The organism is Proteus terrae subsp. cibarius, assembly GCF_011045835.1.
GTDB classification, from domain to species: Bacteria; Pseudomonadota; Gammaproteobacteria; order Enterobacterales; family Enterobacteriaceae; genus Proteus; species Proteus cibarius.
On the sequence record NZ_CP047349.1, the window covers coordinates 921,281 to 942,839 of the forward strand.

The following is a 21,559-nucleotide window of genomic DNA, read 5'->3' on the forward strand; positions in this document are numbered from 1 at the left end:
ACCTATTTTTTAGAATTGTTGTTCAAACCAGCTTTCAAGAATAATAACGGCAGACGCTGCATCTACACTGCCTTTATCTAAGGAACGATAACCACCACGTTCAAAAAGATGAGCGCGAGCTTCTACGGTGCTAAGGCGTTCATCATGCAACGCAATTTGTACACCAAATCGACCATGAAGGCGATTAGCAAATTTTTTAGCTTGAGTTGTGACTAACTGTTCGGTGCCATCCATATTAAGAGGTAAACCGACAACCACGAGATCAGGCTGCCACTCTTTTATGATTTTTTCGATTTGAGTCCAATCAGGAATACCATCTTTTGCTTTAAATGAAGCTAAAGGTCTTGCTGTTCCTGTAACTTCTTGACCGATAGCTGCACCAATGCTTTTTGTGCCGAAATCAAAACCCATTACCGTTCTGTTTGACATTATGCGTGACCCGCTATCGGTGAAATGGTGTGGATATTAATCCCAATTAATTCAGCGGCTTTATGCCAACGTTCAGCAATAGGGGTATCAAAAATAATTTGAGGTGAAGCTTCAACTGTTAGCCAGCTATTTTCTAAAATTTCTTTCTCTAATTGGCCTTGTTCCCAACTAGAATAACCTAAAGAGACTAATGTTTTTTCTGGTTGTCTTGCTGTACCTAAGGTTTCTAACACATCTTTGGAAGTTGTGATCATCGTGCTATCACTAATTTTGATACTAGAACTAAAACCTGAAACCGGAGTGTGCAAGATAAAACCATGCTCTTCTGCAACAGGGCCTCCTGACATCACGGGTTTTTGTAAGCTAATCGCTTCATCTCTATCAGTCGAAAAAATTTCCAGTTGATCTAATACACCTTCCACAGAGATATCTTCGATAGGTTTATTAATAATTAAACCCATCGCACCGTTTTCATTATGTTCGCAAACATAGACGACCGAGCGTTCAAATAACGGATCGCTTAATGAAGGCATAGCAATAAGAAAATGGTTAAGTAAATTCATAATAGTCGTACTGTTCCCTGATCATTTTTATTAAAAAACCTAGCCCTTTTATACATTGTATTTCTTAATGTATACCGCTTATTGATTAATATGTGGGGGCTAGGTTCATACTTTTAAACCCGTTAATCTCAGTGTCTAAAAGTTAGTTTTTCTTGTTTAAGCGTACTTCAATTGCATCCATTAACATACCTGTAATAGAAACATCAGGATAAGCTGCTTCTATTTCACGCGCACATGTTGGACTTGTGACATTAATTTCAGTCAAGCGATCGCCAATAACATCTAATCCAACAAAAATAAGGCCTTTTTGTTTAAGGATAGGTGCAACTTGACGCGCAATAGCCCAATCACTTTCTGTTAATGGACGAGCTTCGCCACGGCCACCAGCAGCTAAGTTGCCTCGTGTTTCACCTTTTGCTGGAATACGCGCTAAGCAATAAGGCACCGGTTCGCCATCGACAACCAGAATACGCTTATCACCATCAACAATTTCTGGTAGGAAGTTTTGTGCCATACAGAAACGATGACCATGTTCTGTCAATGTTTCAATAATAACACCTACGTTTGGATCGTCTTTTTTCAAGCGGAAGATTGATGCGCCACCCATACCATCTAGTGGCTTGAAAATGACATCACCGTGTTTTTCATGAAAAGCTCGTAAATGTTTAGCTTCACGAGTCACTAAGGTGTCTGGTGTTAATGTTGGAAACCAGGCAGTAAAGAGTTTTTCATTACAGTCACGTAAACTTTGTGGCTTATTAACTATCAGTGTTCCCATATCTTCAGCGCGTTCTAAAATATAGGTTGCGTAGATAAATTCGGTATCAAAAGGCGGATCTTTACGCATTAAGATGGTATCGAGTTCACCTAAAGCAATATCCTGCTCTTTGCCAAACTCAAACCATTTTTCTGGGTTTTCTTCTACGCTGAGTAAACGAGTGTGAGCGCGTGCTTCACCTTGATGTAGGTAAAGGTCGTTCATCTCCATATAATGAATTTCCCAGCCACGACGTTGTGCTTCTAATAACATGGCAAAGCTGGTGTCTTTTTTGATTTTGATGGATGAAATAGGGTCCATCACAATACCTAATTTAATCATTACTTCTCCTTTATCCCAGATCGCCGAACCGAACCTGCAAAGCGGTGATTGCGGTGAGCGCTGTTGTTTCAGTTCTTAATACACGAGGACCTAATAAAATATCAGTAAAATGGTGCTCTGCTGTCATGGCGATTTCTTCAGGAGAAAGTCCACCTTCAGGGCCAATCAATAAGCGCACTTTTTTAACAGGTAAGGGTAAGGTATTAATACTTTGGTTAGCCCTAGGATGTAAATTGAGTTTTAAACTACCATCATCTTGAGCACACCATTCTTCTAATGACATTACTGGCATTAATTGTGGAATGCTATTTCTGCCACATTGCTCACATGCCGAGATAATAATTTTTTGCCATTGCTGATGTTTTTTCTCTAAACGACTAGGGTCAAGTTTAACACCACAGCGTTCTGAGATCAGTGGAGTGATCGTATTAACCCCTAACTCAACTGATTTTTGAATAGTAAACTCCATTTTTTCTCCTCTTGAAAGGACTTGCCCTAAATGGAGATCGAGAGGGGATTCTTTATCATCAACAATGCCTTCATTTATTTGCACAGTGACTGACTTTTTTGTGCTTTCTATGATTTCAGCATCAAATACCTGATTTGAACCATCAAACAGTGCCAATTTTTGCCCAGTAGACATTCTTAATACACGTCCAACATGATTAGATGCTTCTTCATCTAAAGCAGTTTTTGTGCCTGCTGATAGTGGTTCTGAATGATAAATGCGAGGAATACGCATAACGTGAAACCCTTACGTAAAAGATAGTTAACTGTGATAAATAAAATATGTGATATGCATCATACGCATGACATTATGGCATGCAAGTTATCACTTTACTTTTGTCGCTATTATAGCGTGGATCTTATTGCGTGTTTTGTCGCAAAATTTCATGTTTTCATTGTCATTATAAAGAAACTTCTCGGTATCAAATGGATCCTCTTATACAGTCGTTTAGTAAGGATAACGATGTATCTAGGGAGTAGATATTTATGCCATTAAGCCGCTGTTGTTTTATAAAAACACCTTTGTTTTCTTTTTTGAATGATTTTCTTGTTTTTATTAAGTTTTGTCTGCCTTTTTCATTATTATTTTTGTTATCTAAAACTCGATGTAAACAACTTACACTGAGTTACATTATCGTTTGTTTATATTGGCTTTTTTCAATTAATTCATTTTCTTTATTGATAATACTTTCGGTATTAAGTTTTTATTTGTTGATGCTCTCTTTCTTTGATGCTGATTATTTTCTTCTGCCTAATACGTTGACTTATTGGCTAATATTTTTAGGGTTATTATGTAATTACTCAGTATATGGATTAGTACCTTTCAATCATGCTTTTTATGGCTTTTTAGGTGGTGTTGGGCTTTTTTATGGCATCTATTTATGGGGATATTTTATCTGTAAAAAATGTGTTTTAGGTTTTGGTGATGTAAAATTATTTGGTGCTATTGGGGCATGGTGTGGGTTTGAGAAATTGCCGTATATTCTTTTGCTTGGTTCTTTTCTAGGATTAAGTGTGTATTGTGCAGTATTAATCACAACAAAAGATCATATCAAAAAAGTAGCATTTGGCTCTTGCCTTTCATTTTCAACATTAATGGTATTAGGTTTCAATTTTTCATCTTACAATTATTTCAATTAATTGATTTTAAAGAAACTAAATCATTTTTTAGATATGTATAAAAAGAAAATAATAATAATCGAAATAAAGAAGGCAGTGTGCGGAAATTAATCAGCACACTGAAAAGAAGATTATAGATTTTCTTTTATAAATTGCTGCCAACGTTTTGTATCACCTAAATATTTTTCAACTGGTATCAGGTGGTAACCTTGGTTATCTTCAATAAATAAAGTAGGAAAACCGCGACCATTAATTTGAGACATTAATTGTTGCGTCTGGCTTAAATGTTGCTGAATTTGTGTTTCGTTAATTTCAGCCAGTAAAGATGCAAACTGCTCAACATCAAAACCAAGTTTTTTCACAATAAATAGCAGAGTGTCTTTATCACTGATATTTAAGCCATCAAGGTAATAGGCCTCTTGTAATGCTTTTAGTAAATAAGCATCTCGCTTTCCCATTACTTCAGCAACAAGAACGGCTGAAATAGGTAGCAATGAGTTTAATACCATTTCAGTGTTACCAAGAGCATCATGATATGCATGACTAAAAACTTGGCCCGATAATTGACTAATACGTTCATCAATGGGTGTAACATGCTCTTTCCATGATTGACCACCTGTGACGGCTCTTGCTGGTGTAAACAATCCACCACCATGTAACTTAATGGAATTTGGAAACGTATTGCTTACTTCTTCAATCAAGGGCGCAATGCCGTAGCACCAACCACAAAGAGGATCATAAACATAGTGCAATATTTTAGTACTTTGGGTATTACCTGTATTGCTTACTACTGAGGCCACTGCATCTCTCCTTTTAGTACTTTTGCACTAAGTTCTAGGCTTGATTTATCTGCTAAATTCTGATGATTTTTTTCCATTGCTGCAATAAATTCATCTGAATTTTTCGTTTTTTCAAGATTTTTCTCAGCTTCAATTAGGTAATTCATTGTGAAGTCAACGGCTTGTAGATCGTACGTTGCTTTTGGTAAATAGTGACCAGGAATAACGGTTTTTGGGGATAGTGATTTTATTTGCTGTAATGCACTAACCCAATGTTGGCGCTCTTCTACGGTTTGAGTGTCGGCCAACCAAACATGAATATTTTCAGAGACCAAAACACCACCCATTACTGCATTAAGTTTTGGAACATAAAGATATGTTCTCTCTGGAGATTGCCCATCTAAGCCTTTGACTGAAATGGTTTCACCTTCTAGAGAAAAGCTATCACCTTTTAGTACTTCAGGAATGATGATTTTCTGAGGGGCATTCTCTTTAAGTACAGGCCCCCAGTAGGCAAGCTTTCCTGCTTGAGTTTCATTAATGGCTTTAATTGTGGGTGCTGTTGCAATCACTTTAGCATTTGGAAATGCATCAGTAATGACATCTAACCCAAAATAAAAGTCAGGATCAGAATGGCTGATATAGATATAAGTCAGGTTTTTTCCAGAGGCTTTTATTTTATCAACTAGCGCTTGTGCATCATTTTTTTGAAATTGTGCATCAATTAAAACGGCATCTTTATCGCCATAAATAATTTCGGAAGAAACAGGGAAAACACTCGCCTCTCCTGGGTTATAAATATCTAATGTTAAATCAGTTGCTAACGCTGATGTTGCAAAGAATGCGGTAGTTGCAAGTGTTAAAGGAAGTAATTTTTTCATCTTTTGTTTTCTCCATAATGTTGTTGCTGACTATAATATGTTGCATAAAACAAGAGAAAAACCCTATTTTAGGCAATTAATTGTTGCGTAAATCGAGTAAATAAAATGGATAAAATAAAAGCATCAGAAGTGTTTATAACCATTGTGAAGCAGGGAAGTATGATAAAAGCTGCTGATTATCTAGGTATGTCTAGAGCCATGGTGACGCGCTATTTAAATGAGATGGAAGAGTGGGCAGGAGTGCGTTTATTGCATAGAACGACACGCAAACAAAGCCTAACATCAGTAGGTGAAATGGTATACGAACAGAGTTTACAGTTATTAGAAATGGCTGAACGTATACCAGCTAATGTTCCGAAAGAACGTCATCAAATCAGTGGGCTTGTTCGTATTACCAGTTCACAATCATTAGCAAATAGTATTTTGTCAATGGCAATATGTGAGTTTATGCTGCGTTATCCTTTAATTGCGGTTGATTTACAAATCACTAATCAAACCGTGAATTTGGTGGAAGAACGTATTGATATTGCATTGCGTATTACGAATCACCTCGAGCCTAACTTAATCGCACGCTCGCTTGCGACATGTCTTTCTGTGGTGTGTGCCCATAAAGATTACTTAGCAAAAAAAGGTATACCTCAAAACCCAGATGAACTTACTCAGCATCAATGTTTAACTTACCGGTTTTTTGGTCGTAGTTTGTGGGAGTTTAATTTAGGTGATGAACGTTATTCAGTACCTGTTGGGGGGAATTTAAGCGCAAATGAATCGGTTGTTTTATTACAAGCTACGTTAAAAGGAGCTGGTATATCGCTACAACCTTATTATTCAGCCAAACCTTATATCGAAAGTGGTGAGTTAGAACAAATTTTGTCTGACTATCAAGCTCAGCCGATGGGAATTTATGCGGTTCTAGCGAGCCGACAAAATATGCCTGCTGCCGTTAGAGTATTGCTGGATTTCTTAGTGGAGTGGTTTTCATCATCACCTTATTGGCTTGCTTTATCGGGTAAAAGCTTGGGTTAGCCGTTTAGGGTAATCTGATAATGTCTCTTTCATCACACCAATAAAATAGGCAACAAGTTGTGATGAAGGGCGATGTGATGGAGTAATTAAGCTGATAGTAAAAGGGATAGTAAAGCTTAAAGGACGAAGGCAAATAGACTTATCTAAGTAATCAAGTGCGGTAATAGGGTTAACAATTGAAATGCCGATATTCTCACTCACCATTGCACAAATAGAGGCGGCACTTTGCGTTTCCATCACTAATTGTCGTGCAGTTCCATTTTTAATAAATACAGTATCAATTAATTGCCGGTAGCTATCATTGGCTGACAGGCTAATAAAACGTTCATTTTGAAAATCCATAGGATGTAATAATGTTTTTTTACACAATGGATGTGACTTGGGTAAAACTGCGACTTCATTGAGTGTAAGCACGGTTTCTTGTTGAGTTCCTGCTGGTGTTTGTGTGTGTTCTACCAATCCTAAATCGTAATGTTGCGCGGATAACCACTCTTCTAATAAAGGGGATTCTTGAGGAACAATGGTTAAATTGACATCAGGATATTTATCTAGAAATTGTCGGCAAATTGAAGGTAATAATGACTGAGCAAATGCGGGCAAGCAGGTGATGTTCAATTCTGCTTGGTTAAAATGGCGAATATTTTCAGCAGCGTTAATTATTCTATCTAAACCATAATAAGAACGTTGTACTTCCTCAAAAAAGCGCAACCCTTCGGTTGTGGGCTGTAAACGGCCTTTTATTCTATCAAATAATTTAAATGCTAATAGATGCTCAAGACGAGATAATTCTCTACTGACTGTGGGTTGTGACGTTTTCAGTAGCTCTGCGGCTTCAGTAAGATTTTGTGTCGTCATCACCGCATGAAAAATTTCAATATGTCGCCAATTAAAAGGAGTTTTCATCTTATATTCCTATATCACAGATGAATAGAGTGTAGCTTATTTGATATTTTTATTCCCTTTTAAGTTCATAAATAATGATTCTATTCACCTGTGATTTTTATGAGTAGATAACATGACAACATCAATAACTATGGCTCAATACCAATTAGCACAAACCTATGGAACGCCATTATGGATTTATCAAGGCGATACTATTTCTCAGCGTATTGCCCAGCTTAAATCTTTTGATGTCGTTCGATTTGCTCAAAAAGCGTGCTCCAATATTCATATTTTACGTTTAATGAAAGCACAGGGTGTTAAAGTTGACTCTGTTTCGTTGGGGGAAATTGAGCGCGCTTTAGTTGCTGGTTATCAAGGTGGTAGAGAAAAAAGTGAGATTGTCTTTACGGCTGATTTACTTGATGAAAGAACTATTGAACGTGTTGTTGAATTAGATATACCTGTTAATGCAGGCTCTATTGATATGCTTCGTCAATTGGGTGAGCGCAATCAAGGTCATGCTGTTTGGATAAGAGTTAACCCCGGATTTGGTCATGGACATAGCCAAAAAACCAATACAGGTGGTGAAAACAGTAAGCATGGTATTTGGTACGAAGATGTGCCAGAAGCGTTAGCCGTGATCCAGCAATACAATCTAACTCTAGTTGGTTTTCATATGCATATTGGCTCAGGTGTTGACTATCAACATCTTGCTTGTGTCTGCGATGCAATGGTAGAGCAAGTGCTTACCTCTCAAGTTGATATTCAAGCTATTTCGGCAGGAGGCGGATTATCAACGCCTTATCAAGAAGGGGATGCAACCGTCGATTTGGATCACTATTTTTCTTTATGGGATAAAGCACGTCAGCGTATTGCACAACACTTAGGGCATTCTGTTGAGTTAGAGATTGAACCGGGACGCTTTTTAGTGGCTGAATCCGGTGTATTGATTTCACAAGTGAGAGCTGTTAAATCAATGGGAAGTCGTCACTATGTGCTGGTGGATGCTGGATTTAGTGATTTAATGCGTCCTGCAATGTATGGCAGTTATCATCATATTTCAGTTTTAGATAGTGATGGTCAAATAAAACCAATGACAGAATTACAAGAGACGATCGTGGCAGGCCCGCTGTGTGAATCGGGTGATGTTTTTACTCAGCAAGAGGGAGGCACAGTTGTTCCTCGTTTATTGCCTCAAGCACAGGTAGGCGATTATTTAGTGATCCATGATACAGGGGCATATGGTGCGTCAATGTCATCAAATTATAATAGCCGACCACTTATTCCTGAAGTGTTGATAACAGAGGGTGTTCCTCAATTAATTCGTCGTCGCCAAACAATAGAAGAGTTATTGGCATTGGAGTTAGCTCTCTAATTAATTTTTGGGAGCTTAATAATTGGCTCTTAATAAAAAAACACCTCATCACTAAAAGTGATGAGGTGTTTTTGTTTTATCAAGGGAAATATTTCCCTTGATCTCGATTGTTAGGCTGCTTTGTCTGTTTTGACTTTGTCAGCTTTCGGCTTTTTTGCAGGCACCGCCAATGCATCAAAGTCAAACTCATCAACATTGATACTCCGTAAGCGACTCTGTTCTGCTTTACGTAAGATATCGGCTTCTTCTTGAGTTACTCGTTTATCAGCCAGTGCTTTGTCCGCTAATTTATCTAATTGTGTAAAGTTAAATTTCTTCTCATAGAGGCGACAAATACGGTCGAAAATAGGTTCTGCAGCCAAAATATCAAGCAACGCTTCTTCCATTAAACCATGTGGATTATGCTCGCTCGGTGTTAAGTATTGACCTCTACCAATGCGATCACGGGTTTCAGAAGGTTGTTGGATAAGTTGCGCCACTTTGCTATCTAATTTATCTGATGGTAATTTTTGAGCTTTACCCAGTGGGAAAATAATTGCTCGCATAGTGCCTGCAACAACACGGCTTGGGAAATTGCGTAGCAGTTCATCAATTGCATTTTCTGCTTGGTATAAACACTCTTTTACGCTCCAATGTACGAGAGGTAAATCTGCAGTATGACGGCCTTCATCTTCATAACGCTTAAGTGCAGCAGAAGCTAGGAAGATATGACTTAATATATCACCTAAACGTGCTGAAATACGCTCACGACGTTTTAAGCTTCCGCCTAAAACTCCCATTGAAACATCAGACAACAGCGCCATATTGGCACTCAAACGGTTAATTTGTTGATAATAACGACGTGTTTCATCATTAGTTGGCGAATTACTTAATCGACCATTTGTGATACCTAACCACAGACTGCGTAAGGTATTACTCGCTACGTGACCAATATGACCAAATAAAGCACGGTCAAAATCATGTAGGTTGTTATCTCGAGCGGCTGCAATTTCATCTAATACATAAGGATGGCAGCGGATAGCACCCTGACCATAAATGATCATGCTACGAGTTAAAATATTGGCACCTTCAACCGTGATGGCAATTGGAGAGCCTTGATAAGAACGTGCGACAAAGTTCGATGGCCCAAGGCTGATCCCTTTACCACCAACGATATCCATTGCATCAATAACGCCACGCTGTGCTCGGTGAGTACAATGGTATTTTACGATAGCGGATAATACGGCAGGTTTTTCACCTAGCATAATACCCGTAGTAATTAAGGTTGCCGCAGAATCTAAAAGATAGGCGTTACCAGCCAGACGAGCTAATGGCTCTTCAATACCTTCCATTTTACCAATTGGAATTTTGAACTGACGACGGACACGAGAATAAGCGCCTGTTGCCATAGCCACACTTTTTAAACCGCCGGTAGAGTTTGAAGGTAGAGTGATCCCTCGACCAACTGAGAGACATTCCACCAGCATTCTCCAACCCTGACCTGCCATTTTTGGTCCGCCAATGATGTAATCGATAGGAACAAAAACATCTTTACCACGAGTCGGTCCATTCATAAATGGCACGTTCAGTGGGAAATGACGATGACCGATTTCAACACCTTTGACATCAGTTGGAATTAACGCACAGGTAATACCCGGATTTTCGTCATCACTTAATAGATGGTCAGGATCGCGTAATTTAAATGCTAATCCTAATACGGTTGCGATAGGGGCAAGAGTGATATAGCGTTTATTCCATGTTAAACGAAGACCAAGTACTTGCTCGCCTTGCCATTCACCCATACAGACTACGCCACTGTCAGGAATAGCACCTGCATCGGAGCCCGCTTCTGGGCTTGTTAATGCGAAACAAGGAATTTCATCTCCTTTGGCTAAACCGGGTAAATAGCGCTTTTTCTGTTCATCAGTACCATAGTGTTGCAGTAGTTCGCCGGGGCCTAAAGAGTTAGGTACACCCACGGTGATGGCTAAAATACCAGACACTCCCGACAGTTTTTGCAATACGCGTGATTGAGCGTAGGCTGAAAACTCTAACCCGCCGTACTCTTTTTTAATGATCATCGCAAAGAAGCGATTATCTTTAAGGTATTGCCAGATTTCAGGAGGTAGATCAGCTAATTCATGAGTGACCTCAAAGTCATTTGTCATACGGCAAACTTCTTCGACAGGCCCATCAAGGAAAGCTTGCTCCTCAGCTGTTAACTGTGGTTTAGGGTAATTATGAAGTTGTTTCCAATCAGGAGCACCACGGAAAAGCTCGCCTTCCCACCATGTTGTACCTGCATCAATGGCTTCTTGTTCTGTTTTAGACATAGAGGGCATGACTTTTTGAAATGCTTTAAGTGCAGGTACTGAGATATAGGCTCTACGAATAGAAGGAATAGTAACGGGTAATAAAACCAACGCAACGGGGAGAAGTAACCAGTAACTCCAAATATTGGCGATACCCATTACTAATGTATAAGCAATAAGTGCGAGGCTACTTACCGCAATACCGAATTTGCGATAGCTAAGCACGCCAATAAGAATAATAAAAAGCACGATACTGAGTAGTGTCATAATAAACTCCTGTATTTAGCAAGAGATCAGAGGTCAGACCTGTTGTTTGTTATTTAGATCTAATCCAGTCACTAACTTTTATCAATATATTTACATTCTAATTACAATATAGCTCACAAATTATTCGTAAATGAGAGAAGTTAGCATTTGTCGATAATAGGTATCTTCTTTCATGACATTTAATCCGTTACACTGAGAAACAGAAAATTTCGATTACCCTTTCTGGAGTAAAAATCCTATGTACCAAGATCTTATCCGTGGTGAATTAACAGAAGCGGCAGATACACTCTCTCGCTTTCTTCAAGATGATGTAAATATTGAAGCTATCCAAAAAGCTGCTGTGTTATTAGCAGATTCTTTTAAAGCAGGCGGTAAAGTATTATCTTGCGGTAATGGTGGCTCTCATTGTGATGCAATGCATTTTGCAGAAGAACTCACTGGGCGCTATCGTGAGAATCGCCCTGGTTATCCTGCCATTGCTATTTCAGATGTAAGCCATATCTCATGTGTGAGTAATGATTTTGGCTATGAATATATCTTCTCTCGTTATGTAGAAGCTGTGGGTAAAGAAGGTGACGTTCTGCTGGGTATTTCAACCTCAGGCAATTCAGGCAATATCATCAAAGCAATTAGTGCTGCGCGTGAGAAAGGCATGAAAGTCATTACATTAACGGGCAAAGATGGCGGAAAAATGGATGGTACAGCAGATATTGAAATTCGTGTACCTCATTTCGGTTACGCTGATCGTATTCAAGAAATTCATATCAAAGTTATCCATATTCTGATCCAATTAATTGAAAAAGAAATGGAAAAATAATTTGTTGATATTGCTATAAGTTAGCAATAAACATCGGCAAGAAGGAGTGAGCGATGTGTGAGTTGTTAGGCATGAGTGCAAATGTACCGACAGATATTAATTTCAGTCTAAGTGGACTAATTCCAAGAGGTGGTAAGACAGGGCCTCATAAAGATGGTTGGGGAATTACTTTCTACGAAGGATTGGGATGTCGTACATTTAAAGATCCTCAAGCCAGCGCAATATCGCCAGTCGCTCGCTTTGTTCAAGAGTACCCAATTAAATCAGAGGCTGTAATTGCTCATATTCGTCAAGCGAATCGAGGTAATGTCTCTTTAGAAAACACCCATCCTTTTACCCGTGAGTTATGGGGAAAAAACTGGACTTATGCGCATAATGGTCAACTAAAAGGCTATCAATCTCTTGAAACAGGACGTTTTCGGGCGATAGGGCAGACGGATAGTGAGAAAGCGTTTTGCTGGATCTTAAATCAACTTGAAAACCGTTATAAACGAACCCCTGTGAATTGGCCTGCTGTATTTCGTTTTATCGCTATTTTAGCCTCTCAATTAAAGCAAAAAGGGGTCTTTAATATGCTGTTGTCAGATGGTCGATTTGTCATGGCATATTGTTCAACTAACTTACACTGGATCACGCGTAAGGCGCCTTTCGGCAAAGCAAAATTGCTTGATCAAGATGTAGAAATTGATTTTCAGCAACATACCCAATCAGATGATGTGGTTTCTGTTATTTCAACATTACCATTGACAGGAAATGAATCTTGGCAGCGTATTCCTGCTGGCGAGTTTGTCTTATTTGATCGTGGTGTGCGTATTCTGTAACCATTTGCTTTCACTATTTTGCGATAAGTTAAGGACAGAATTTACACTATTAGATGAAGTTAAAGTGCTATTAACGTAATAACGTCCATCCTGAACAGTAACAGATGGGATTTTTTTGCGTTCTTCAACATATTGGTAGGCAGGCATAAGCTGTTGCCAGAAATCTATATCTTTTGAATACTGGTGTTTTTTCATATTTTCAGCGGTCATCTTAAATGGAAAAATATGAATATTAATCGTAGATTGACCTCCTTTTAGTGCTAATTCAGCATACTGATAAATTTCATCCATGACGGAATCTGTCATTGCATAACAACCAACTGATTTACATGCCCCGTGGATCATTAAAAAGTCACCTGTGTATCCTTTTGATTTATCATATTGATTAGGAAATCCTAGGTTAATAGCTCGGTAAAATCGACTGTTCGGATTTAATTGCGAGAAATTGACCTGATAAAAACCTTCAGGGCTTTTTAAATCACCTTGAAATTTTTTAGGTCCAAGACCTCCAGAATAGCTACAAATAGGGTAAGTACGTACTTTTTCTAATTGCCCATCTAATTTTTCCGTATAAAGTTCAAGTAAGCTTTCTTCTTTGAAAATTTGAATATAGATAGGTTGCCCTGTACTTTTTTTAACAGGTTTCATTAGAAAATTTGAACTATTCTCGGAGTTAACTAATAAAGAAATTAACATTAATGTTAAAAAACTGATTAGTTGTTTTGCGTGACTGGTCATGGTTTTATCAGGAAATTAGCTTAAAATTTGTTGATAAAGTAGATCGTAGATTGCTATGAAGCAATAAATTTGTAAATTAAAATCTGATATAGTTTCTTTTCTTTTACAAAATATTCTGTATGAAATTTAATCGCCCGTCGAAAAAAATGATATTTTAATTCGGTTTATACGAGTTGTTAACGTTTCAGTCAAAATAATATTCCCATTTGCTTGAGCTAAATCACTCGAATAGTCAGACAGGTTTAGGCTGAGATGATAAAATTCAGTTCGGCAGAATAAGAGAAAATAGTAACAATTATCGGAGATAAATAACTTAGGGTTCAAAAACACCTTAAGATGTTTTTATTACAGAGTCGCTACATTTTCGGGGTGAATTTGTAGCTTAGGGTTTAACTGATAAACTTGTGCAAATCTTATGATTAAAATTAAAAAAGGACTCGACCTCCCAATTGCAGGAGCGCCTGCCCAAGTGATAGAAGACGGACCCGCTATTCGACGCATAGCTTTGCTAGGTGAAGAATATGTCGGTATGCGTCCTTCTATGATGGTTTCGGAAGGTGAGCATGTAAAGAAAGGGCAAATTCTTTTTGAAGATAAAAAGAATGCCGGTGTTGTTTTCACCAGCCCAGCTTGTGGTAAAGTCGTTGCAATTAACCGCGGCGAACGTCGTGTGTTCCAATCTATCGTTATCGAAATTGATGGTGACGAAGAAATTACCTTTAACCGTTATGATAGCTCAACGCTCTCAGACCTGACCCGCGAACAAGTTGAAACTAACCTTGTTAATTCGGGAATGTGGACTGCGCTAAGGACTCGTCCTTATAGCCGTACTCCACATTTAGGCACAACACCTGTTGCCATTTTTGTCTCTGCAATGGATACAAATCCACTTGCAGCAGATCCTATGGTTATTATTGAGCAAAATGAGAAGGCATTTAATGATGGTCTTGTTATTTTAACTCGTTTAACCGAAGGCAAAGTCTATGTTTGTCATGGTGAAAAATCACCGACAAAATTAAATGACGGACAGATTAGCTATAACCAATTTGCAGGTCCACATCCAGCAGGATTAGTGGGTACGCATATCCATTTCTTAGAACCTGTTAGTGCTAAGAAAATGGTTTGGCATTTAAATTATCAAGATGTCATTGCTATTGGTTATTTGTTTACAACAGGTTCTTTATATACAGAGCGTGTTGTTGCATTAGCAGGCCCCCAAGTAAAAGCACCTCGTTTAGTGCGTACTCGTTTAGGGGCTGATCTCTATGAGTTGACTAAAGATCAATTAGTTGATGGTGAAAACCGCATTATTTCTGGCTCTGTATTATGGGGATGGAAATCTGATGAGGCTCATCACTATTTAGGTCGTTTCCATAACCAAGTTTCTGTATTACGCGAAGGCCGTGATAAAGAGTTATTTGGTTGGGGTATGCCGGGTAGCGATAAATTTTCTATCACTCGTACAACCATCGGTCACTTCTTAAAAAATAAACGCTTTGCATTTACAACCACAATGAATGGTGGCGAACGTTCAATGGTACCAATTGGTAACTATGAGCGTGTGATGCCTTTAGACATTATGGCAACGCATTTATTACGTGATTTAGTTGTAGGTGATACTGACAGTTCTCAAGCGTTAGGTTGTTTGGAATTGGATGAAGAAGATTTGGGATTATGTACTTATGTTTGCCCAAGCAAATATGAGTATGGCCCAGCACTGCGCCAAGTATTGACCAAAATTGAGCAGGAAGGGTAACTCATGGGTTTGAAAAATTTATTTGAAAAAGTAGAGCACCATTTTGAGCCCGGTGGCAAATTAGCAAAATGGTACGTACTTTATGAGGCAGTGACCACGGTATTTTATACGCCAGGTACTGTTACACGTAATGGTGGTCATGTTCGTGACACCATTGACCTAAAACGCATGATGATTTTAGTTTGGTTATCCGTTTTCCCAGCAATGTTTTGGGGAATGTATAACGTTGGTCATCAAGCGATCCCTGCACTTAATCAGTTATATAGTGGTGCTGAATTACAGCAAATCATTGCTTCAGATTGGCACTATCGCCTTGCTGAATACCTCGGCGCATCATTAACAACAGATGCGGGTTGGGCAAGTAAGATGCTACTTGGTGCAACTTACTTCCTACCTATTTATCTAGTTGTTTTTGCGGTTGGCGGATTTTGGGAAGTTCTTTTTGCCTTTATTCGTGGCCATGAAATTAACGAAGGCTTCTTTGTTACATCAATCTTATTTGCCTTAATAGTACCGCCTACATTACCACTTTGGCAGGCTGCATTAGGTATTACGTTTGGTGTTGTTATCGCGAAAGAAATCTTTGGTGGGACAGGGCGTAACTTCTTAAACCCAGCATTAGCTGGTCGTGCATTTCTGTTCTTTGCTTATCCTGCTCAAATTTCAGGTGATTTGGTTTGGACTGCAGCTGACGGCTTCTCTGGTGCGACACCATTATCACAATGGTCTGTATCGGGTGAAAGTGCATTAGTAAATACAGTTACTCAACAGCCTATCTCTTGGATGGATGCTTTCCTTGGATATATTCCAGGGTCGATCGGTGAAGTATCAACACTGATGATTTTAATCGGTGGTGCAGTCATTCTTTTTGCTCGTATTGCTTCATGGCGTATTGTTGCTGGGGTAATGGTAGGCATGATTGCAATGTCATACCTGTTTAATTTCATCGGCTCAGATACCAATCCTCTCTTCTCAATGCCTTGGCACTGGCACTTAGTATTAGGTGGTTTTGCTTTCGGTATGATGTTTATGGCAACAGATCCAGTATCCGCATCGTTTACTGATAAAGGTAAATGGGCTTACGGTATTTTGATTGGCGTAATGGCTGTGCTTATTCGTGTCGTCAATCCGGCTTACCCAGAAGGTATGATGCTGGCAATCTTATTCGCAAACCTATTTGCACCACTGTTCGATTACGTGGTTGTTCAGGCGAATATTAAGCGGAGAAAAGCTCGTGGCTAAAGAGAAAAACAAAGATAGCGTCGCAAGAACGTTCCTTGTTGTATTTATTCTATGTCTTGTGTGTTCTGTGGTAGTAGCAGGAGCAGCTGTTGGACTGAAGTCTAAACAAGAAGAACAAAAACTTCTTGATAAACAACGTAATATTCTTGATGTTGCGGGGCTACTCGTACCTAAAATGAGTGCGACAGATGTACTGAAAGTGTATGACACGCGTATTAAAGCAAAAATTGTTAATTTTCAGACAGGTGAACTGACTGATAGTAAAGGCAATTTTGATTTAAACACAGAGCTACGCAGTGATGAGACGTCAATCGCTTTATCCCCAGAGGAAGATATTGCTAAAATTCGCCGTCGTGCTAACACAGCAGAGGTTTATTTTGTACTCGATGAACAAGGTAAAACGACGGAAGTTGTATTACCTGTTTATGGCTCTGGTTTATGGTCTGTAATGTATGCTTTTGTCGCCGTAGATATTGATGGAGTCACTTCAAAAGGCATTACCTATTATTCTCATGGTGAAACGCCGGGACTTGGTGGTGAAGTCGATAATCCACAATGGAAAGCACAATGGAAAGGTAAGCACTTAATCAATGAACAAGGTGTGCCAGCCATAAAAATAGTACGTGGTGGTGCATCTGGCAGCCCTTATGGTATTGATGGACTTTCAGGTGCGACACTGACTTCGAATGGTATCCAGCATATGTTCGATTTCTGGTTAGGTGAAAAAGGTTTCGGCCCATTCCTGAAAAAAGTTCGTGAAGGAGAAATCAATGGCTGATACAAAAGAAATTAAACGAGTTTTACTTGGACCATTGTTAGATAACAACCCAATTGCCTTACAGGTATTAGGTGTGTGTTCTGCATTGGCGGTGACAACAAAACTTGAAACTGCATTAGTGATGACAATTGCTGTAACGCTGGTTACTGCGTTCTCAAACTTTTTTATTTCACTCATTCGCAATTACATACCAAGTAGTGTTCGTATTATTGTTCAAATGGCGATTATTGCTTCATTAGTTATCGTTGTTGACCAAATACTGCAAGCTTATGCATATGAAATCTCTAAACAACTTTCTGTTTTCGTCGGTCTTATCATTACTAACTGTATTGTAATGGGACGTGCTGAAGCGTATGCGATGAAATCACCGCCTATTGAAAGCTTTATGGATGGTATTGGTAATGGTTTAGGGTATGGCGTTATCTTGATCCTTGTCGGATTTTTACGTGAGCTTTTCGGATCTGGTAAATTATTTGGTATTACCGTCATGGAATCTATCCAAAATGGTGGCTGGTATCAGCCAAATGGTTTATTCCTGTTAGCACCAAGCGCATTCTTTATTATTGGCTTGCTAATTTGGGGATTACGTACATTAAAACCTGCTCAGGTTGAAGAGGACTAATCGCCATGGAACATTATATAAGCCTGTTTGTTCGTGCTGTTTTTATTGAGAATATGGCGCTCGCATTCTTCTTAGGGATGTGTACATTCCTCGCCGTTTCTAAAAATGTAAAAACAGCTTTTGGATTAGGTATCGCTGTTACCGTTGTTCTGGGTCTTTCTGTACCTTTGAATAACTTGGTTTACAACTATGTGTTGCGTGATAATGCATTGATAGAAGGGGTTGATTTAAGTTTCTTAAACTTTATCACTTTCATTGGTGTGATCGCGGCACTGGTACAAATCCTAGAGATGATTTTAGACCGTTATTTCCCTGCGCTGTATAACGCACTAGGGATCTTCTTGCCACTTATTACCGTTAACTGCGCCATTTTCGGTGGTGTGTCATTTATGGCACAACGTGACTATAACTTTAGTGAATCTATTGTTTATGGTTTCGGCTCTGGGATTGGTTGGATGTTAGCCATCGTGTTACTGGCTTCTATCCGTGAGAAAATGAAGTACGCGGATGTACCGGCAGGTATGAAAGGATTAGGCGTTACTTTTGTCACCACAGGGTTGATGGCATTAGGTTTCATGTCCTTCTCTGGTGTTCAGCTATAAAGGGTGAGAAGAACTCATGGATATAATTATTCTAGGTGTCGTGATGTTTACCCTGATTGTATTGGTGTTAACAGCATTGATTTTGTTCGCAAAATCAAAACTGGTCAATACAGGGGATATTTCAGTTGAGGTCAATGGAGACCCAGAAAAAAGTTTTGATGCACCAGCAGGTGATAAATTACTTAACGTATTATCAAATGAAGGTATTTTTATTTCATCAGCTTGCGGTGGCGGTGGCTCTTGTGGCCAGTGTCGCGTTAAAGTGCTTGAAGGTGGTGGTGATATTTTACCAACCGAACTTTCACATATTAACAAGCGTGAAGCTAAAGAAGGTTGTCGTTTAGCCTGTCAGGTAAACGTAAAAAATAACCTGAAATTAGAATTACCTGAAGAAATTTTCGGTGTTAAAAAGTGGGAATGTGAAGTTATCTCAAACGATAACAAAGCAACTTTCATTAAAGAATTAGTGTTAAAAATTCCTGAAGGTGAAGTTGTGCCTTTCCGTGCTGGTGGATTTATTCAAATTGAATGTCCTCCTCATACGGTACGCTATGAAGATTTTGATGTACCTGAGGAGTATCGTGAAGATTGGGATAAATTTAATTTGTTCCGTTATGTTTCTGAGGTTAAAGAAACCACTGTACGTGCTTATTCAATGGCGAACTATCCTGAAGAGCATGGCATCATCATGTTAAACGTGCGTATTGCAACACCTCCGCCACGTAATCCTGATGTGCCACCAGGAATTATGTCATCGTATATTTGGTCATTAAAACCGGGCGATAAAGTGACAATTTCAGGACCATTTGGTGAATTCTTTGCTAAGGAAACCGATGCTGAAATGATCTTTATTGGTGGTGGTGCAGGTATGGCGCCAATGCGTTCACATATCTTTGACCAATTAAAACGCTTACATTCTAAACGTAAAATCAGCTTCTGGTATGGTGCACGTTCTGTTCGAGAAATGTTCTACACTGAAGATTTCGATATGCTTGCAAAAGAAAACGAAAACTTCACATGGAATGTCGCACTTTCAGATGCATTGCCTGAAGATAATTGGACTGGCTATACTGGATTTATTCACAACGTGTTGTTTGAGAATTACCTCAAAAATCATCCTGCACCAGAAGATTGTGAATTCTATATGTGTGGACCACCAGTGATGAATGCAGCAGTTATTAAAATGCTCAAAGATTTAGGCGTTGAAGATGAAAACATTATGCTGGATGACTTTGGAGGTTGATCCTAACTTCCGATAAAGCATAAATGAATGAAATGACAAGCGCCCACTTATGTGGGCGCTCATGATCAGAAGAGAGAGTTATGTTAAAAAGAAAGATGATAAATTGGATAGTGATGCTGTCTGCATTAGTTCTATTATCTGCATGTGGTGAAAAGCAGCAGGTGTTAGAAGGCGAAACCATGGGAACTTATTACTCAATTAAATATGTTCCTGATAGTAATTCACCTCCACAAAACGTCTTACAAACAGAGATTGATCGTATTCTTGAAGAAGTTAACGATCAAATGTCAACATATCGTCCTCATTCTGAACTCAGTCGTTTCAATCAAAGCCGTGAAATTAATACCCCATTTCTTGTTTCACCTGCGACAGCTAAAGTCGTCAGTGAGGCTATTCGCATTAATAAAATAACTGATGGTGCTTTGGATGTGACTGTGGGACCGTTAGTTAATTTATGGGGATTTGGCCCAGAAGGCCGATTTACGCACCAACCTTCTGAAGATGAATTAGCAAAACGCAAACAGTGGATTGGTATTGATTACCTTGCTGTTGAAGGTAATACGTTAATTAAGAAGATCCCTGAACTTTATGTTGATTTATCTTCAATTGCTAAAGGCTATGGTGTTGATGCTGTGGCTGAATATTTAATTTCACAGAATATCACTAACTATATGGTTGATATTGGCGGTGAAGTAAGAACCCAAGGTGTGAATGGTAATGACAAGCTTTGGCGTATAGCGATTGAAAAACCGGCAAATGACGGCACAAAACAGAGTGTACAGTTGATTATTGAACCCGGTGATAATTCAATAGCCACTTCTGGTGATTATCGTAACTATTTTGAAGAAAATGGTGTCCGTTTTTCTCATACTATTGACCCAACCACAGGCCATCCTATTAAACATAACCTCGTTTCTATCACTGTGATTGTGCCAACTTGCATGAGTGCTGATGGTCTTTCGACAGGATTGAATGTTTTAGGGCCTGAAAAAGGGTTAGCAGTAGCAAATGAGCTAAATATTCCTGTCTTTATGATAGTGAAAACAGAAAATGGGTTTGAAGAGCGTTATAGTAAAGCGTTCGCCCCATTCTTGAAAAAGTAGAATTTAAGGAGAGAAGGTTATGTTAAAAATATTTCTTTTTGCCTTCATCTTATTCTTGATTGCCTTCTTTGGAATGGCGTTAGGATATATAGTAAAACGTAAAAGCCTTCAAGGTAGCTGTGGCGGTTTAGGTGCTATGGGGATAGAGAAGGAATGTGATTGCCCCGAACCTTGTGATGCACGTAAAAAACGTATGGCAAAAGAGTCTGCACGAGAAGAGTTACTGAAAAAGAATCGAATTCTTTAAATAATAAAAATATATTTAGATAAAAAAAGAGTGATGGATTTTAATGACCATCACTCTTTTTTATTTCACTCTAAAATATACATATTCTAAAAAAGTTTTTTAATAGAATAAAAGTAGGATAATAAAAAGTGAACCTTTGTGTTAAAGATTCACTTCCATGGATAAGGGTTTTGTCCCTCCCACTCTAAAACTTCTTTTTTGGCTTCTTCGTAGGAATAGTCATAATGTTCTTGAAGCTTACCAATTAGTTGCTCTCGCGTACCTTCGATAATATCTAGTTCATCATGGGTGATCTTTCCCCATTTTTCTTTTACTTTTCCTTTGAATAAATTCCAATCACCAGAAATTTTATTGTTTAACACTTTATTCCTC

General features: G+C 38.7%; 23 protein-coding genes. 13 read left to right on the forward strand and 10 right to left on the reverse strand.

Annotated features, from left to right (window positions below; all coding sequences use genetic code 11):
* Positions 1 to 9: 9 nt before the first annotated feature.
* The 4 genes from ruvX to rsmE form a co-directional block, all read right to left on the reverse strand.
* On the reverse strand, positions 10 to 429 hold the full coding sequence (ruvX, locus tag GTH25_RS04195) for a Holliday junction resolvase RuvX (protein ID WP_075672351.1): 420 nt from the start codon (positions 427 to 429) through the stop codon (positions 10 to 12).
* On the reverse strand, positions 429 to 992 hold the full coding sequence (locus GTH25_RS04200; protein ID WP_023581015.1) for a YqgE/AlgH family protein: 564 nt from the start codon (positions 990 to 992) through the stop codon (positions 429 to 431). Before GTH25_RS04200 ends, ruvX begins: the two co-directional genes overlap by 1 nt.
* A 142-nt stretch (positions 993 to 1,134) precedes the next feature.
* A complete protein-coding gene (gene gshB / locus GTH25_RS04205) occupies positions 1,135 to 2,091 on the reverse strand; it encodes a glutathione synthase (protein ID WP_075672353.1) in 957 nt (318 codons plus the stop codon).
* A 10-nt stretch (positions 2,092 to 2,101) separates the two neighbouring features.
* Positions 2,102 to 2,833 carry a 16S rRNA (uracil(1498)-N(3))-methyltransferase gene (rsmE, locus tag GTH25_RS04210; RefSeq protein WP_109420365.1) on the reverse strand — a complete coding sequence of 244 codons (732 nt, stop codon included), beginning with the start codon at positions 2,831 to 2,833 and terminating at the stop codon, positions 2,102 to 2,104.
* Positions 2,834 to 3,084: 251 nt separating this feature from the next.
* On the opposite strand from rsmE, the gene GTH25_RS04215 reads away from it, so the two are divergent.
* Complete coding sequence (locus tag GTH25_RS04215; RefSeq protein ID WP_075672357.1) at positions 3,085 to 3,738, forward strand: prepilin peptidase; 654 nt, start codon at positions 3,085 to 3,087, stop codon at positions 3,736 to 3,738.
* A 110-nt stretch (positions 3,739 to 3,848) separates the two neighbouring features.
* Here GTH25_RS04215 and GTH25_RS04220 read toward each other — a convergent pair whose 3' ends face one another.
* Together GTH25_RS04220 and GTH25_RS04225 are read right to left on the reverse strand one after the other, a co-directional pair.
* On the reverse strand, positions 3,849 to 4,517 hold the full coding sequence (locus GTH25_RS04220) for a DsbA family protein (protein ID WP_075672359.1): 669 nt from the start codon (positions 4,515 to 4,517) through the stop codon (positions 3,849 to 3,851).
* Positions 4,505 to 5,377: an MBL fold metallo-hydrolase gene (locus tag GTH25_RS04225; RefSeq protein WP_099659861.1), complete on the reverse strand. Its 873-nt coding sequence runs from the start codon at positions 5,375 to 5,377 to the stop codon at positions 4,505 to 4,507. The genes GTH25_RS04220 and GTH25_RS04225 overlap by 13 nt, the downstream gene beginning before the upstream one ends.
* 105 nt (positions 5,378 to 5,482) lie before the next feature.
* On the opposite strand from GTH25_RS04225, the gene GTH25_RS04230 reads away from it, so the two are divergent.
* On the forward strand, positions 5,483 to 6,403 hold the full coding sequence (locus GTH25_RS04230) for a LysR family transcriptional regulator (protein WP_164530348.1): 921 nt from the start codon (positions 5,483 to 5,485) through the stop codon (positions 6,401 to 6,403).
* Here GTH25_RS04230 and GTH25_RS04235 read toward each other — a convergent pair.
* Complete coding sequence (locus GTH25_RS04235) at positions 6,380 to 7,306, reverse strand: LysR family transcriptional regulator (protein ID WP_164530349.1); 927 nt, start codon at positions 7,304 to 7,306, stop codon at positions 6,380 to 6,382. The genes GTH25_RS04230 and GTH25_RS04235 overlap by 24 nt on opposite strands.
* A gap of 112 nt (positions 7,307 to 7,418) precedes the next feature.
* On the opposite strand from GTH25_RS04235, the gene lysA reads away from it, so the two are divergent.
* On the forward strand, positions 7,419 to 8,660 hold the full coding sequence (lysA, locus tag GTH25_RS04240; protein ID WP_075672367.1) for a diaminopimelate decarboxylase: 1,242 nt from the start codon (positions 7,419 to 7,421) through the stop codon (positions 8,658 to 8,660).
* 110 nt (positions 8,661 to 8,770) lie between these two features.
* On the opposite strand, the gene fadE is transcribed toward lysA, so the two are convergent.
* Positions 8,771 to 11,218: an acyl-CoA dehydrogenase FadE gene (fadE, locus tag GTH25_RS04245; protein ID WP_075672369.1), complete on the reverse strand. Its 2,448-nt coding sequence runs from the start codon at positions 11,216 to 11,218 to the stop codon at positions 8,771 to 8,773.
* A 238-nt stretch (positions 11,219 to 11,456) separates the two neighbouring features.
* Between fadE and lpcA the strand changes: the two genes are divergently transcribed.
* Together lpcA and GTH25_RS04255 are read left to right on the forward strand one after the other, a co-directional pair.
* On the forward strand, positions 11,457 to 12,035 hold the full coding sequence (gene lpcA, locus GTH25_RS04250; RefSeq protein WP_075672371.1) for a D-sedoheptulose 7-phosphate isomerase: 579 nt from the start codon (positions 11,457 to 11,459) through the stop codon (positions 12,033 to 12,035).
* 53 nt (positions 12,036 to 12,088) lie between these two features.
* Positions 12,089 to 12,856: a class II glutamine amidotransferase gene (locus GTH25_RS04255; protein ID WP_075672373.1), complete on the forward strand. Its 768-nt coding sequence runs from the start codon at positions 12,089 to 12,091 to the stop codon at positions 12,854 to 12,856.
* On the opposite strand, the gene GTH25_RS04260 is transcribed toward GTH25_RS04255, so the two are convergent.
* The gene (locus GTH25_RS04260; RefSeq protein WP_164530350.1) at positions 12,827 to 13,594 is read right to left on the reverse strand and encodes a L,D-transpeptidase family protein; all 768 of its coding nucleotides are present in this window, start codon (positions 13,592 to 13,594) and stop codon (positions 12,827 to 12,829) included. The genes GTH25_RS04255 and GTH25_RS04260 overlap by 30 nt on opposite strands.
* A 415-nt stretch (positions 13,595 to 14,009) precedes the next feature.
* On the opposite strand from GTH25_RS04260, the gene GTH25_RS04265 reads away from it, so the two are divergent.
* From GTH25_RS04265 to nqrM, 8 genes are all read left to right on the forward strand, one after another.
* Entirely contained in the window at positions 14,010 to 15,350 is a 1,341-nt protein-coding gene (locus GTH25_RS04265) for a Na(+)-translocating NADH-quinone reductase subunit A (protein WP_075672377.1), read from the forward strand.
* Positions 15,351 to 15,353: 3 nt separating this feature from the next.
* Complete coding sequence (locus GTH25_RS04270; RefSeq protein ID WP_075672379.1) at positions 15,354 to 16,592, forward strand: NADH:ubiquinone reductase (Na(+)-transporting) subunit B; 1,239 nt, start codon at positions 15,354 to 15,356, stop codon at positions 16,590 to 16,592.
* The gene (locus tag GTH25_RS04275) at positions 16,585 to 17,370 is read left to right on the forward strand and encodes a Na(+)-translocating NADH-quinone reductase subunit C (protein ID WP_075672381.1); all 786 of its coding nucleotides are present in this window, start codon (positions 16,585 to 16,587) and stop codon (positions 17,368 to 17,370) included. Before GTH25_RS04270 ends, GTH25_RS04275 begins: the two co-directional genes overlap by 8 nt.
* Complete coding sequence (locus tag GTH25_RS04280) at positions 17,363 to 17,992, forward strand: NADH:ubiquinone reductase (Na(+)-transporting) subunit D (RefSeq protein ID WP_036932605.1); 630 nt, start codon at positions 17,363 to 17,365, stop codon at positions 17,990 to 17,992. The genes GTH25_RS04275 and GTH25_RS04280 overlap by 8 nt, the downstream gene beginning before the upstream one ends.
* A 5-nt stretch (positions 17,993 to 17,997) precedes the next feature.
* Positions 17,998 to 18,594 carry an NADH:ubiquinone reductase (Na(+)-transporting) subunit E gene (gene nqrE, locus GTH25_RS04285; RefSeq protein WP_075672383.1) on the forward strand — a complete coding sequence of 199 codons (597 nt, stop codon included), beginning with the start codon at positions 17,998 to 18,000 and terminating at the stop codon, positions 18,592 to 18,594.
* A 16-nt stretch (positions 18,595 to 18,610) separates the two neighbouring features.
* Positions 18,611 to 19,837, forward strand: coding sequence for an NADH:ubiquinone reductase (Na(+)-transporting) subunit F (nqrF, locus tag GTH25_RS04290; protein ID WP_075672385.1), 1,227 nt, complete (start codon positions 18,611 to 18,613; stop codon positions 19,835 to 19,837).
* Positions 19,838 to 19,917: 80 nt separating this feature from the next.
* Positions 19,918 to 20,940, forward strand: coding sequence for an FAD:protein FMN transferase (locus GTH25_RS04295; protein WP_075672387.1), 1,023 nt, complete (start codon positions 19,918 to 19,920; stop codon positions 20,938 to 20,940).
* 19 nt (positions 20,941 to 20,959) lie between these two features.
* Positions 20,960 to 21,187 (forward strand): (Na+)-NQR maturation NqrM, encoded by a 228-nt coding sequence (gene nqrM, locus GTH25_RS04300; RefSeq protein WP_036932601.1) that lies wholly within the window; start codon positions 20,960 to 20,962, stop codon positions 21,185 to 21,187.
* 149 nt (positions 21,188 to 21,336) lie between these two features.
* On the opposite strand, the gene GTH25_RS04305 is transcribed toward nqrM, so the two are convergent.
* Positions 21,337 to 21,549, reverse strand: a complete 213-nt coding sequence (locus GTH25_RS04305) for a CsbD family protein (RefSeq protein ID WP_072070896.1) — start codon at positions 21,547 to 21,549, stop codon at positions 21,337 to 21,339.
* Positions 21,550 to 21,559: the final 10 nt, after the last annotated feature.

Excerpts from the sequence above, each read along its gene's own strand:
- ruvX (WP_075672351.1), bottom strand. The coding sequence starts at position 429 with ATGTCAAACAGAACGGTAATGGGTTTTGATTTCGGCACAAAAAGCATT.
- GTH25_RS04200 (WP_023581015.1), bottom strand. The coding sequence starts at position 992 with ATGAATTTACTTAACCATTTTCTTATTGCTATGCCTTCATTAAGCGAT.
- gshB (WP_075672353.1), bottom strand. The coding sequence starts at position 2,091 with ATGATTAAATTAGGTATTGTGATGGACCCTATTTCATCCATCAAAATC.
- rsmE (WP_109420365.1), bottom strand. The coding sequence starts at position 2,833 with ATGCGTATTCCTCGCATTTATCATTCAGAACCACTATCAGCAGGCACA.
- GTH25_RS04215 (WP_075672357.1), top strand. The coding sequence starts at position 3,085 with ATGCCATTAAGCCGCTGTTGTTTTATAAAAACACCTTTGTTTTCTTTT.
- GTH25_RS04225 (WP_099659861.1), bottom strand. The coding sequence starts at position 5,377 with ATGAAAAAATTACTTCCTTTAACACTTGCAACTACCGCATTCTTTGCA.
- GTH25_RS04230 (WP_164530348.1), top strand. The coding sequence starts at position 5,483 with ATGGATAAAATAAAAGCATCAGAAGTGTTTATAACCATTGTGAAGCAG.
- GTH25_RS04235 (WP_164530349.1), bottom strand. The coding sequence starts at position 7,306 with ATGAAAACTCCTTTTAATTGGCGACATATTGAAATTTTTCATGCGGTG.
- lysA (WP_075672367.1), top strand. The coding sequence starts at position 7,419 with ATGACAACATCAATAACTATGGCTCAATACCAATTAGCACAAACCTAT.
- fadE (WP_075672369.1), bottom strand. The coding sequence starts at position 11,218 with ATGACACTACTCAGTATCGTGCTTTTTATTATTCTTATTGGCGTGCTT.
- lpcA (WP_075672371.1), top strand. The coding sequence starts at position 11,457 with ATGTACCAAGATCTTATCCGTGGTGAATTAACAGAAGCGGCAGATACA.
- GTH25_RS04255 (WP_075672373.1), top strand. The coding sequence starts at position 12,089 with ATGTGTGAGTTGTTAGGCATGAGTGCAAATGTACCGACAGATATTAAT.
- GTH25_RS04260 (WP_164530350.1), bottom strand. The coding sequence starts at position 13,594 with ATGACCAGTCACGCAAAACAACTAATCAGTTTTTTAACATTAATGTTA.
- GTH25_RS04265 (WP_075672377.1), top strand. The coding sequence starts at position 14,010 with ATGATTAAAATTAAAAAAGGACTCGACCTCCCAATTGCAGGAGCGCCT.
- GTH25_RS04270 (WP_075672379.1), top strand. The coding sequence starts at position 15,354 with ATGGGTTTGAAAAATTTATTTGAAAAAGTAGAGCACCATTTTGAGCCC.
- GTH25_RS04280 (WP_036932605.1), top strand. The coding sequence starts at position 17,363 with ATGGCTGATACAAAAGAAATTAAACGAGTTTTACTTGGACCATTGTTA.
- nqrE (WP_075672383.1), top strand. The coding sequence starts at position 17,998 with ATGGAACATTATATAAGCCTGTTTGTTCGTGCTGTTTTTATTGAGAAT.
- nqrF (WP_075672385.1), top strand. The coding sequence starts at position 18,611 with ATGGATATAATTATTCTAGGTGTCGTGATGTTTACCCTGATTGTATTG.
- GTH25_RS04295 (WP_075672387.1), top strand. The coding sequence starts at position 19,918 with ATGTTAAAAAGAAAGATGATAAATTGGATAGTGATGCTGTCTGCATTA.
- nqrM (WP_036932601.1), top strand. The coding sequence starts at position 20,960 with ATGTTAAAAATATTTCTTTTTGCCTTCATCTTATTCTTGATTGCCTTC.